A 12,580-nucleotide genomic window follows, 5' to 3' on the forward strand; every position below is an offset into this window, starting at 1 on the left:
ACCCCGACGCCTGACCCCGAGGAGAACCACGTGAACGTGGAGAACACGTTTGTCATCACCGCGCTGCAGCAGACCCGCCAGCACTTTCGCTACTTCGAGCTCGAGGTGCCCGCCCAGCTCGAGGCCGACCTCGCCGATGTCGACAAGGTCGCGGCCCGGATGGGCCACACGTACGAACCCGGTAAGCTCCTCGATCGCGTATGGGACGCGCTGGCCGCCGACCGTGACCCCGTCACCGACAAGGCCGTCGCCGCCCAGCTGCACGCCGATCTGCTCTGGAAGCAGAACCTCGGCCCGGCGCTGGACGGCCGCATCAGCCGGGAGAAAGCCGCGGCCATCACCAAGCACGCGCCCGCCATCCTCAAGGCGATGGCGCCCGTGGTCACCGCGGCGGACAAGGCGATCGCTGCGGCGCACGCCGTGATCCCTGGACTCAACATCTCCAGCACCAACGCCATGACCACCGTGCCCGCCGTGCACGCGACCGCGTGGGCGCAGGCGCGGGAGACCGCCATCAAGCTCACCCGGGCGCACCAGGTCTGGGAACTCGTCGCACGCACCGCGCGGCTGGTGAAGCCCACCAGCTTCAACGCCCCAGGACTTCCCGGCCTGGTCTTCGCCGAACTGTCCCCCGATGAACTGGACGCACTCGCCGAGGTGAGCGCCGCGGCGACGGGCAGCTCGGGCGCCGACCCCTGGGCCGTGGCGCTGGTGCAGGCCGGGCACCGGCTCAACTACGCCGCCGACCCCGCCGAGTACAACGACCGCGCGCAGGCCATCGCCGACTATCGCGCTGCCGTGCGCCAGGCCGAGCGCGAGGCGTACGAGCGGGGCACCGCGCCGAAGGCGGTGACCCTCACCCGCATCCGCTCCGGCCAGGTGTTGGACCGGTTCTCGGTCTGACGGGAATGGGGCAACGCCGATGGTCGCTCGGAACACCACGACACAGAACCGCCACCGCGCCTACCTCCGGCGCAGCCGCCCGCCGTGCCACCTCTGCGGGGGCGAGATCGACTACTCGCTGCACTGGCGAGACCCGCTGTCGTTCGTCGTGGATCACGTGATCCCGCTCGCTCGAGGCGGCGAGGACACGCGGGAAAATACCAGGGCTGCTCACCGGCACTGCAATAGGCAGAAGTCCGACAAGCTGCTCGACGAGCTGGCAGCGCGTCCGGGCCCGGCACCGCGGATCTTCGTGACCGAGCGGACATGGTGACCGTGACCCCCTGCGGGGGCAACCGCTGGTAGGGGGGTCAGCTGGCGCTCCGGTCATAGCCGCTCTTCTCTCCCCGACACTCCCCCCCCCCGCCCCTCAAGCCGCTCTAGGAGGCCAGGATGCCCACCGGCAGTGAGCTAGCCGTCGGGTACGTCACCGCCACGGTGGCGACCGACCAGATTCCCCGGCAGCTGGCCGCCGCCTTCGGCCAGGCCGCCGACCGGGCGCAGCGCGATTTCACCACCGCGTTCGGCCGAGTGGCCGACGTCAGCGGCAGGGAGTTCCGGCAGGAGTTCGGCCGGTCCTCCGACGCCATCGCCCGCGACCTTCGGCGCGACCTGGGCCGCGCCGGAGAGCAGGCCGGGCAGGGCGCGGGCGACGCCGCGGGCGGCGGTATCGCCGACGGGCTCAAGGGCAAGGCGGGCATGTTCGGCGCGGTGCTCGGCCCGGCGCTGGCGCTGGCCGGCGTCTCCGCGGGCGGGCTGTTCGTCGCCGGGCTGATGCGCGGCATGGAGCGCGAGCAGACCCTCGACATGACGCAGGCCCGGCTCGGCGTGGACGAGGCGACCATGCAGCGCATCGGCTCCGGTGCCGGGCAGGCGTACGCCGGGGCGTTCGGCGAGTCGGTGGAGGCCAACATCGACGTGGCCCGCCAGGCGATCCAGGGCGGGCTGCTGGACCCCGGCGCCACCTCGCAGGAGATCGCGGGCGTGGTGGCGAACCTGCAGGGGCTGGCCGACCTGATGGGCGGCGACGTCACCGAGACGGCGAAGGCCGCGGGCATCATGGTCAAGAACGGCCTGGCCGCCAACGCGGGGGAGGCCTTCGACCTGATCACCGGCGGATACCGGGCCGTCGGGCTCGCCGGTGACGATCTGGTCGACTCGATCAAGGAGTACTCGAGCGGCTGGAAGAACCTGGGCATCACCGGCACGGAGGCGATGGCGCTGCTCGCGCAGTCCACCGACCAGCTCGGCGCCGACTCCACCGACCGCGCCGCCGACGCGATGCGCGAACTCGGCCGCCGGGTCACCGAAGAGGGCGAGGACATGGTCGCGGCCATGGACGGCATCGGGCTGTCCGGCCAGGAGATGTACGACGCGCTCAAGGGCGGCGGCCCGGGCGCGTTCACGGCCATGGACACGATCTTCGACAAGATCCGGGGCATCCAGGACCCCACCGAGCGCAACGCCGCCGCGATGGCGCTGCTCGGCGACACCGCGGGCGACTTCATCGACGTGTTCACCCAGTGGGATCCCAGCGCCGCGGTGGAGAAGTTCGGCACCGTGACCGGCGCAGCGCAGAACGCGCTGGACACGATGGGCGGCAACGCCGCCTCGAGCATCGAGTCCGCCAAGCGCTCGATCGAGGTCTCCGCCGACGGCATCTCCTCCGCGCTGGCGGGCGCCTTCGGCCCCGAGCTGGCGAAGGTCGCCAACTGGGTCAGTGAGCACCAGCCGGAGATCCTGGGCTTCCTCGGCACCGTCGCCGACGGCGCGTTCGCCACCGGCGATGCCTTCCTCGCCTTCTCCAGCACCAGCCTGGACGCGCTGGCGCTGTTCGCCGAGGGCTCGGCCACCGCGCTCGGCTACGTCATGGATCCCCTCGGCCAGTTCGCCGAGCTGTTCGGCAAGATCACCGGCTCCGGTGACATCGAGGACGCCGGGCGCGCGATGCGCGAGCTCGACGACGGGCTGCTGTCGGCGGCCGCCGGAGCGTCGCACCTGTCCGACATGATCGACCAGCACGCCCGGCCTAAGCTCGAGGGCCTGCGGGCCAACGTCGCCGACAACGTGCAGGGCGCCGTCGTCGGCGCGGAGATGTTCCGCGCGCTCGGCGACGCCGTGGTCAGCGTGCCCGACGGCAAGACCATCCACATCGACCAGAACACCCCGGAGGTGCGCGACGCGCTCGCCGACCTCGGGCTCACGATCACCGAGCTGCCCAACGGGGAGTTCATCGTCACCTCGAACACCGCGGAGGGACAGCAGCGGCTCGACCAGTTCGTCGCAGCGAACAACGGCCGGCCGATCGAGCTGATCCCGCGCATCTCGGGCCGCACCTTCTCCGGCACGGTGACCGTGACCCCGAACGCGCTGGGCGGGATCGTGCGCGCCGGAGACGCGGCCATCCAGAACCGCACCATCAACCAGTGGGCGGAGGAAGGGCCGGAGGCCTACATTCCGCTGTCGCCGGGGCGGCGCGGCCGCGCGGTGCCGATCTGGCTCGAGGCCGGGCGGATGCTCGGCATGATCGACGCGCACGCCGCGGGCGGAATCGTGCCCGGCAAGCAGTTCGCGCAGAGCATGGACCCGGCCGCCTACGCGATGGGCGGATTCTCGCGCTCGGCGATCGACTGCTCGGCGATGGCCGCGGCCACGATCAACGACGCGATGGGCCGCGAACCCTTCTCTGAGCGTATGACCACGATGAACGCGGGCTCGTGGCTGGCCGCCCGCGGTGCGGAACCCGGGCTCGGCGGCCCCGGCGATATCGCCGCCGCGTGGTTCGACAACGGTGGCGGTGCGAACGGGCACATCGTGCTCCGGCTCGGCGACGGCACCGGCGTCGAGTCCCGCGGCGGTGACGGCGTGGTCATCGGTTCCGACGCCACCCCGGTCACCGACCCCATGTTCGACCACCGGATGCACCTCCCCCGTCACCTCCTGCTCGGCGGGGACGCTGGTGCTACCGGTGGCGGTGCAGGCCCCGCCGCCCCCTCGCTGGGCGGGAGCGGCGGGGCCGGAGCACCGGGCGGCGGCGCGGGCGGGGGAGCGCTCGGCGGCAACGCCGGGGGCGGGTCGTTCGGCGGCCAGGACGTGCCCGCCGGGGTCGTGCCGGTGTGGGTCATCGGGCCGAATGGCGTTGTCTCGCAAGCACCCTCAACGGGCGCAGAGAGTCCCGGGCCGACCGCGGCACCGGCCGACTCCTTCGCCCCGCAACAGCAGCAGACGCAGCCCGCGCAGATGCCAGACATCGGCGCGCGGGCAGCGCAGGCGGGCGGCGACTTCCTGAACGCTCAGGTCGACGCGCTGCTCGGGGACCTCGGGCTGCGGCGCTCCGGCGGCGCCGCGCAGGCCGTGGTGCAGACGCTTATGGACGCGGTGGCCGTGCAGGTCGACGCGGGGCTGAAGGCGTACGACGCGCGCCAGCGCGCTGGCGCGGCGCCCTGGATGCGCTGACCCCCCTGCGGGGGCAACCGCTGGTAGGGGGGTCAGCTGGCGCTCCGGTCATAGCCCAGCACCCCCTCCTGCCTTTTTCCACACGGGCCCCGTGGGCACATTCTGGGCACAACAGGCCGTTATTTCGGGCTATTTCGGGCTATCCAGCGTGAGGGCGCGACTGCGCAATTACGCAGGTCAGACGCTATTTTCGCTGGTCCGCCGCCGTGGTGCCCAAGGTTTCAAATCCCTCCGCCACCGCCACAGCCCTTCACCTGATTCACCCAGGTGGAGGGCTTTTTCGTGGTTCGGGGCAGTTTCGCGTCCATCCCCCTTACGCTGACAGCACCGGACATTGCCCCCGCCGCCGGATAGAACGCCGGACAGTGGGTATCCGCGCCGATAGATCTTGCGGGAAGGAAAGCGAAGCATGATGCGCCGCACGACGATCCGCACTGAGCGATGCGCGAGAGAAACATGAGAATCGGAAGTGTTCTTGTCCTGGTCTGGCTGATCATCGGCATCATCGCCGCTGCTCAGCGCGATTACTTCGACAGCGGGCCGGTGAACTGCGCTGGATTCAGCACGATCGCGGTCACCGTGATCGCCGGACCGCTGAACTACCTGGGTGTGAATCCCAAGGTCGATGACTGCAATGTGCCGCAGCCGAGCCCGTAGCGGGCCGGCGCTACCCGCGAGGTAGCCGCGAGACGAGGCCCGGGTGTGGCGGCATCCGGGTTTCTCGGGGAAGACAGCGCCCGGCGGGTGGAGAGCTCCTTCGGCCTCCACCCACCGGGCGCTGTCGTGTGTGCTGTGGGTCAGGAGACCGTGGCCGGCTCCTTCTGCTCCGCGTCGGTGCGCGGCTCGCGCAGCGCGGCCAGCTTGGCGCCCTCGACATCGATGTCCGGCAGGATCCGGTCCAGCCAGGCCGGCATCCACCAGGCCCACTTGCCGAGCAGGGCGAGCAGCGACGGAATCACGATCATCCGGACGATGAAGGCGTCGAACAGCACGCCGGCGGCCAGCGCGAAGCCCATCGACTTCGCCACCACGTTCGTCTCGAGCAGGAAGGAGCCGAAGACCGAGATCATGATGATCGCGGCGGCGATCACCACCCTGGCGCCGTGGTGGTAACCGCTGATCATGGCCTCGACCGGCGACTTGCCGTGCACGTACTCCTCGCGCATGCGGGTGACCAGGAAGACCTGGTAGTCCATGGCGAGGCCGAAGACCAACCCGATGAGCATGATCGGCAGGAAGCTGATGATCGGCCCCGGATCCTCGATCAGCCCGAGCGCGCCGTCCTGGAAGATCAGCACGGTCGCGCCGAAGGTGGCGGCCATGGAGAGCAGGAAGCCGAGCGCGGCGGTGAGCGGGACCAGGATCGAGCGGAACACCAGGATGAGCAGCACGAAGGCGGCGCTCGCCACGATCGCCAGGTACGGCACGATCTTGCTCAGCAGCACGTGGTCGATATCGGCGTAGATGGCGGTGGAGCCGGTGATGCCGTACTCCATGCCGTACTCGCTCTTCAGCTCGGCCTCGGCGTCCCTGGCCTCGGCGACCAGATCCTTGGTGGCCTGGTCGTTCGGGCCCGCCTTCGGCACGCCGTCGATCAGCGCGCCGAGGCCGTCCTCGCTGCGCTGCGGCGCGGTCACGTAGTCCATGCCCGGGTAGGAGCCGAGCCGCTCCTGCAGCGCGGCGAGCGCGGCATCGCGCCGCTCGGCCGGGACGTCCGCCAGGTCGACGGCGACATTGAGAATGCCGTTGCTGCCCTCGCCGAAGCCTTCGGTGCGCAGCTCGTAGGCCTTCCGCACGGTGGTGTCGCGCGGCATGCTGTCCTCGCCGGGTAGGCCGAGCTGCAGCCCGGCCGCGGGGGCGGCGAGCGCGCCGAGCAGCACCACGCTGAGCAGCAGCGTCACCGCGGGCGCCCGGGCGATCACCCGGGCGATCCTGGTGCCGACGGTGACCACCGTCTCGTCCTCGGTGTCGTGCTTGGCGACGAACGGGAGCTTCGGCTTGAAGAGGAAGCGGCCGAAGGCGCCGAGCAGCGCAGGCATCAGGGTGATGGCGGTGAGCACGGCGAAGGCCGCGGCGATGGCGCCGCCGAGACCCATGAAGGTCAGGAAACTGACGCCGACGATGCTCAGCCCGGCCAGCGCGATGATCACGGTCAACCCGGCGAAGACCACCGCGGAGCCCGCGGTGCCGAGCGCGGTCCCGGCCGCGTCCTCCGGTGAATCGCCGACGCCGATCTCGTGTTTGTACCGGGAGACGATGAAGAGCGCGTAGTCGATGGAGAGCGCGATGCCGATCATCGAGGCGAGGAAGACGGTGAAGCTCGGCATGTCGATGAAGTTGGTGCCGACCATGATCAGCGACGTCGCGGCGCCCAGCCCGACCAGCGCGGTGAGGATCGGGACGAAGGCGGCCACGATCGCACCGAAGGCCACGATCATCACCACCAGCGCCACGGCCATGCCGATCAGCTCGGACTTGCCGCTCGGCGCCTCCGTCTCCTGCGCGATGCTCCCGCTCAGCTCGATGGTCAGCCCGGCGTTGCGCGCGTCGCCGCCGACGTCGTAGGCGGCCGTGCGGTCGTCGGCGGTGACGTCGGCGAACTCGGCGATGCCGAAGGGGACGCTGAGGATGGCGACCGAGTCCGGACTCTCCCGATTGAGCACGTTCAGCGGCGCCGAGCTGCACTTCGACGGGTCCCGGTCGGTGAGGCAGCCCAGCTTCTCGGCGGCCTCGATCGGGTCGACCAGCGGCTTGGCGTGGTCGACGATCGGGAGCTCGTTCAACTTGGCGATGAACGCCTCCACCGCGGCCCGGTTCGCCGGGTCGGTGAGCTTCTGGCCCGCGGGCGCGCCGATCACGTAGGTGCCGGTGACGGCGTCGAAGTCGAAGGCGGCCGAGGCGCCGGGGAAGTGCTTGTCCAGAATCTCGGTGGCCCGCTCCGATGGCAGGCCGGGCATGCTGAAATCGTCGGTCATCGGTTTGCTCAGGGCACCACCGGCCGCGCCGAGCAGCACGAGCAGGATGAGCCAGACCGGAAGCACTATCCATTTACGGCGGAAAGCGAACTTTCCCCACCGGTAGAGAAGTACGGACACGAGGATATCTCCTGACGATGTCTGGGCGCGCTGAGTCGAGCGGTGTGCAAAGCACCGGTGTAGACAGCACCCGCGGGGCCACCCGGCCCTCGCCTCCACAAAACGCTCTCTGCCTACCGTGCGGTAGGTAGAATAACCGCCGGGCGGCGGCCGCGACAACACCGCCGCCGCGGGGTACGTGCTCCGTGTACCCAGGCAGGAAAGGACCGAACACATGCCGAGCCGCAGCCCGGCCGCCGCCGTATCTGCAGGTGGCAGTACCAAAGACGCGATTCGCGACGCCGCGCTCGAGCTCTTCTCGGCCAAGGGCTTCGAGCAGACGAGCCTGCGCGAGGTAGCCGATGTGGTGGGAATCACCAAGGCATCCCTCTACTATCACTACGCCTCGAAGCAGGATCTGCTAGGCGCGATCATCGATCCGATCATCGAGCACATGCGCTCGATGGGCGCGAAGGTCGACGGCATCGCCTGGTCCGGCGCGAACGTGCGCACCGTGCTGCGCGACTATCTGCGCGGGATCGTCCAGCACCGGCACGCGGGCGCGCTGCTGCTGCGCGACACCGTCGCCATCATCAACGCGCTGCACGATCGCTACCCGGACTGGATCGACAGCAGCGAGCGGATCCGGCTGTGGCTGGCGGGCCCCGCGCCGACCGACGAATCCACGCTGCGCGCCGCCGCGGCGCTCGAGGTGATCACGGTGGCGCTGGTGAGCGCGGAGTACGTCCCCGGCGCCCCCGAGGAGCTGGTGGAGCGGCTCCTGCTGGACTGCGCGGTGACGGTGCTCGGTGGCATCGCCGATCGGTGAGACGTTCCGGCGCGGGCGGATTCGGCCCGCGCAGCGCGTAGATTCTCCGGTGTCCACCGTGATACCGGGAGTACGACGATCGCCGAATCCAGGAGCTTAGCCGTGCACATCACCGCGAGGGTCGACTACGCGGTACGAACGCTGCTCGAGATCGCGCGCGGCCAGGCGGCGGGGTCGGTGAAGGCGGATGCCATCGCCACCGCGCAGCAGATCCCGCCGAAGGTGCTGGAGACGGTGCTCGGCGAGCTGCGCCGCGGCGACCTGGTGACCAGCCGCCGCGGCCCGGACGGCGGATACCGGCTGGCCCGCCCGGCCGCCGAGATCTCGGTGGCCGACGTCATCCGCGCGGTGGAGAGCCCGCTCGCCTCGGTGCGCGGGCAGCGGCCGGAGAACGTGAAGTACGCGGGCGTGGCCGAGCCGCTGCAGCAGGTGTGGATCGCGTTGCGCGTCAACATCAGATCGGTGCTGGAGAACGTCTCCATCGCCGATATCGCGGCCGACGAACTGCCCGGTTTCGTGGTTTCGCTGACAGCTGATCCCGGGGCCTGGGCCCGGCGGTGAAAAGCTCGCGACGGCATACCCGGTGCCAGGTAACCTCCAGAACATCATGTTGATCGGACTGCTTCGCACCCGTCTCCACCCCTATCGCAGGCAGCTCGCCGCGGTGGTGGTGCTTCAGCTGATCTCGGTCATCGCCATGCTCTACCTGCCGAGCCTGAACGCGGATCTGATCGACGGCGGCGTCACCAAGGGCGACATCGGCTACATCTGGACCACCGGACTGTGGATGCTCGCGGTCTCCGGGGTTCAGATCCTGGCCTCCGCGACCTCGGTGTACTTCGCGGCGCAGGCGGCCATGGGCGCGGGGCGCGACATGCGCGGCGCGCTGCTGCACCGGGTCGGCACCTTCAGCGCGCGCGAGATCGGGCAGTTCGGCGCCCCCTCGCTGATCACCAGGAACACCAACGACGTGCAGCAGGTGCAGCTGCTCGTGGTGATGTCGGCGACCATCCTGGTGATGGCGCCGATCATGTGCGTCGGCGGCATCATCATGGCGCTGCGCGAGGATCTCGGGCTCTCCTGGCTGCTGCTCATCGCGGTGCCCGCGCTCGGCATCTCGATGGGCGTGATCGTGGCCTTCATGGTGCCCGGGTTCCGGCAGATGCAAGACCGCATCGACCAGGTGAACCGGGTGCTGCGCGAGCAGATCACCGGGATCAGGGTGGTCCGCGCCTTCGTCAGGGAGCGGCAGGAGACCGCGCGCTTCGAGGTCGCCAACGACCTGCTCACCGCGGCCTCGCTGCGGGTCGGGCGGCTGATGGCGCTGATGTTCCCGACGGTCATGCTGATCAGCAATGTCACCGCGGTCGGGGTGATCTGGTTCGGCGGGCACGCGGTGGATTCCGGCGCCATGCAGATCGGCTCGCTGACCGCGCTGCTCTCCTACATCATGCAGATCCTGATGGCGGTCATGATGGCCTCGTTCCTGGCCATGATGGCGCCGCGGGCCGCGGTCTCGGCCGATCGCATCGGCGCGGTGCTCGGCACCGAGTCGTCGGTGCGGGCGCCGGAGACGGCGCTGCCGTTCCGGGGCGACCCGGCCACCGTCGAGCTGCGCGATGCCGAGTTCGCCTTTCCCGGCGCGGAGAAGCCGGTGCTGTGCCGGGTGCGGTTCCGGGTCGGGCCCGGCACGACCACCGCCGTCGTCGGCTCCACCGGTTCGGGCAAGACCACGCTGGTCAACCTGATCCCGCGGCTCATCGACGTCACCGCGGGCGCGGTGCTGGTCGGCGGCACCGACGTCAGGGAGCTGGACCTCACCGAGCTGCGCGAGCGGATCGGGCTGGTGCCGCAGAAGGCGTACCTGTTCTCCGGGACGGTCGCGGAGAACCTGCGCTACGGCAAGCCGGACGCCACCGACGACGAGCTCTGGCACGCCCTCGAGGTGGCCCAGGCGGCCGATTTCGTGCGCGAGATGCCGCAGGGGCTGGCGACGCCGATCGCGCAGGGCGGCACGACCGTCTCCGGCGGGCAGCGGCAGCGGCTCGCCATCGCGCGGGCGCTGGTGCGCAGGCCGAAGGTCTACCTCTTCGACGACTCGTTCTCCGCGCTCGACGTCGCCACCGACGCCAGGCTGCGCGCGGCGCTGCGCCCGGAGACCGCCGACGCGGCGGTGCTCATCGTGGCCCAGCGGGTGACGACGATCAGGGACGCCGACCAGATCGTGGTGCTGGAGGACGGGGAGATGGCCGGGATCGGCAGCCACGAGGAGTTGCTCCGGGAGTGTCCGGAGTATCGGGAGATCGTGGAGAGCCAGCTCTCCGCCCAGGAGGCACGGTGACCAGGCCGATGCCGGTGCCGGGGGCGCCGGAGACCAAGGCGAAGTCGTTCAAGCCGTCGCTGAAGCGGCTGCTCGGCCGGTTGCGGCCGCACCGGATGCTGGTCGGCGTCATCGTGACGCTGGTGACCGTGTCGGTGGTGCTGAACACGCTCGGCCCGTACATCCTCGGCAAGGCCACCAACCTGATCTTCGACGGCGTCGTCGGCAAGAACCTGCCGTTCCCGCCGGGCACCACGAGGGACGAGGCGATCGCGGGTGTCCGGGCGAGCGGCCAGGGCACCTTCGCCGACATGCTCGGCGCGATGAACGCGGTGCCCGGCGTCGGCGTCGACTTCGACGCCGTCGGGCGCATCCTGGTGCTGGTGCTCGCGCTCTACATCGGCGCGGCGATCTTCGGCTGGCTGCAGGCCTTCCTGCTGAACCTGGTGATCAACCGGACCGTCAAGCAGCTGCGCGCCGACGTGGAGGACAAGATCCACCGGCTCCCGCTGCGCTACTTCGACTCCACGCCGCGCGGCGACCTGCTGAGCCGGGTCACCAACGACGTCGACAACGTCTCGATGAGCCTGCAGCAGACCATGAGCCAGCTGCTCACCTCGGTCTTCTCGGTGCTCGGCATCCTGATCGTGATGTTCTGGATCTCGCCGCTGCTCGCGGTGATCGCGCTGCTCACCGTGCCTGCCGCGGTCGTGGTGACGGCGCAGATCGCGAAGCGCTCCAAGCCGCACTTCGTGGACCAGTGGAAGTACACCGGCATCGTGAACGCCCAGGTCGAGGAGGCCTACACCGGCCACGAGATCGTCACCGCCTTCGGCCGGGTCGCCGAGGTCGGCGCGGAGTTCGACCGACGCAACGAACAGCTCTACCAGTCCAGCTTCAAGGCGCAGTTCATCTCCGGGCTGATCATGCCCGCGATCATGTTCCTCGGGAACCTCAACTTCGTGCTGGTCGCGCTGGTCGGCGGGATCCGGGTGGCGACGGGCAACCTCTCGCTCGGCGACGTGCAGGCCTTCATCCAGTACTCACGCCAGTTCAGCCAGCCGCTCACGCAGATCGGCGCCATGGCCAACCTGCTGCAGTCCGGGGTCGCCTCGGCGGAGCGGATCTTCGAGATCCTGGACGCCGGGGAGCAGGGCAAGGATCCGGTGGAGTTCGCCGGGCGGGACGAGGGAAGGGGCCGGGTCGAGTTCGATCACGTGTCGTTCCGGTACGACCCGGAGACGCCGGTGCTCGACGACCTCTCGCTCGTGGCCGAGCCGGGCCACGTGGTCGCCATCGTCGGCCCGACCGGTGCGGGCAAGACCACGCTGGTCAACCTGCTCATGCGCTTCTACGAGCTCGACTCCGGCGCGATCCGGATCGACGGCGCCGACATCACCGCCATGACCCGCGACGCGCTGCGCGCCCGGATGGGCATGGTGCTGCAGGACACCTGGCTCTTCCGCGGCACCATCAGGGAGAACATCGCCTACGGCAACGAGCACGCCACCGAGGCGGAGATCCTCGCGGCCGCGCGCGACGCCTACGTCGACCGCTTCGTGCACGCGCTGCCCGATGGGTACGACACCGTGATCGACGAGGAGGGGTCGGGGGTGAGCGCGGGCGAGAAGCAGCTCATCACCATCGCGCGGGCCTTCCTGGCCAAGCCGTCCATCCTGATCCTGGACGAGGCGACCAGCTCGGTCGACACCCGCACCGAGCTGCTGGTGCAGCAGGCCACCGCGGCGCTGCGCCGGGACCGCACCAGCTTCGTGATCGCGCACCGGCTCTCCACCATCAGGGACGCCGACCTGATCGTGGTCATGGAGAAGGGCGCCATCGTCGAGCAGGGAACGCACCACGAGCTGCTGGAACGCCGCGGCGCCTACTACCGGCTCTACAACGCCCAGTTCGCGGCGGCCACCGCACAGGTGTGACCGGGGCGCCTGCGAGGATGGG

The 12,580-nt window shown here is 70.1% G+C and carries 9 protein-coding genes; 8 read left to right on the plus strand and 1 reads right to left on the minus strand.

From position 1 onward, the window contains the following. The first annotated feature begins 30 nt into the window (after positions 1-30). From ACFUJ1_RS29380 to ACFUJ1_RS29395, 4 genes are all read left to right on the plus strand, one after another. Positions 31-903, plus strand: coding sequence for a hypothetical protein (locus ACFUJ1_RS29380; protein ID WP_378650567.1), 873 nt, complete (start codon positions 31-33; stop codon positions 901-903). A gap of 19 nt (positions 904-922) precedes the next feature. Further along, complete coding sequence (locus ACFUJ1_RS29385) at positions 923-1,216, plus strand: HNH endonuclease (protein ID WP_378650568.1); 294 nt, start codon at positions 923-925, stop codon at positions 1,214-1,216. A 119-nt stretch (positions 1,217-1,335) separates the two neighbouring features. Beyond that, positions 1,336-4,398 (plus strand): phage tail tape measure protein, encoded by a 3,063-nt coding sequence (locus ACFUJ1_RS29390; RefSeq protein ID WP_378650569.1) that lies wholly within the window; start codon positions 1,336-1,338, stop codon positions 4,396-4,398. Positions 4,399-4,854: 456 nt separating this feature from the next. Further along, the gene (locus ACFUJ1_RS29395; protein WP_233015532.1) at positions 4,855-5,055 is read left to right on the plus strand and encodes a hypothetical protein; all 201 of its coding nucleotides are present in this window, start codon (positions 4,855-4,857) and stop codon (positions 5,053-5,055) included. 140 nt (positions 5,056-5,195) lie between these two features. Here the strand turns inward: ACFUJ1_RS29395 and ACFUJ1_RS29400 are convergent, their stop codons facing one another. Beyond that, positions 5,196-7,493, minus strand: coding sequence for an MMPL family transporter (locus tag ACFUJ1_RS29400; protein WP_378650570.1), 2,298 nt, complete (start codon positions 7,491-7,493; stop codon positions 5,196-5,198). A 214-nt stretch (positions 7,494-7,707) separates the two neighbouring features. Between ACFUJ1_RS29400 and ACFUJ1_RS29405 the strand changes: the two genes are divergently transcribed. The 4 genes from ACFUJ1_RS29405 to ACFUJ1_RS29420 all read left to right on the plus strand — a co-directional run bounded on the left by ACFUJ1_RS29405 (position 7,708) and on the right by ACFUJ1_RS29420 (position 12,558). After that, a complete protein-coding gene (locus ACFUJ1_RS29405; RefSeq protein ID WP_378650571.1) occupies positions 7,708-8,301 on the plus strand; it encodes a TetR/AcrR family transcriptional regulator in 594 nt (197 codons plus the stop codon). Positions 8,302-8,403: 102 nt separating this feature from the next. Beyond that, positions 8,404-8,862, plus strand: a complete 459-nt coding sequence (locus ACFUJ1_RS29410; protein WP_378650572.1) for an RrF2 family transcriptional regulator — start codon at positions 8,404-8,406, stop codon at positions 8,860-8,862. A gap of 46 nt (positions 8,863-8,908) precedes the next feature. After that, entirely contained in the window at positions 8,909-10,642 is a 1,734-nt protein-coding gene (locus ACFUJ1_RS29415) for an ABC transporter ATP-binding protein (protein WP_378650573.1), read from the plus strand. A gap of 8 nt (positions 10,643-10,650) precedes the next feature. Then, on the plus strand, positions 10,651-12,558 hold the full coding sequence (locus tag ACFUJ1_RS29420; protein WP_378650601.1) for an ABC transporter ATP-binding protein: 1,908 nt from the start codon (positions 10,651-10,653) through the stop codon (positions 12,556-12,558). Positions 12,559-12,580 lie beyond the last annotated feature (22 nt).

This window comes from Nocardia sp. NPDC057227 (assembly GCF_042669725.1).
GTDB classification, from domain to species: Bacteria; Actinomycetota; Actinomycetes; order Mycobacteriales; family Mycobacteriaceae; genus Nocardia; species Nocardia asteroides_A.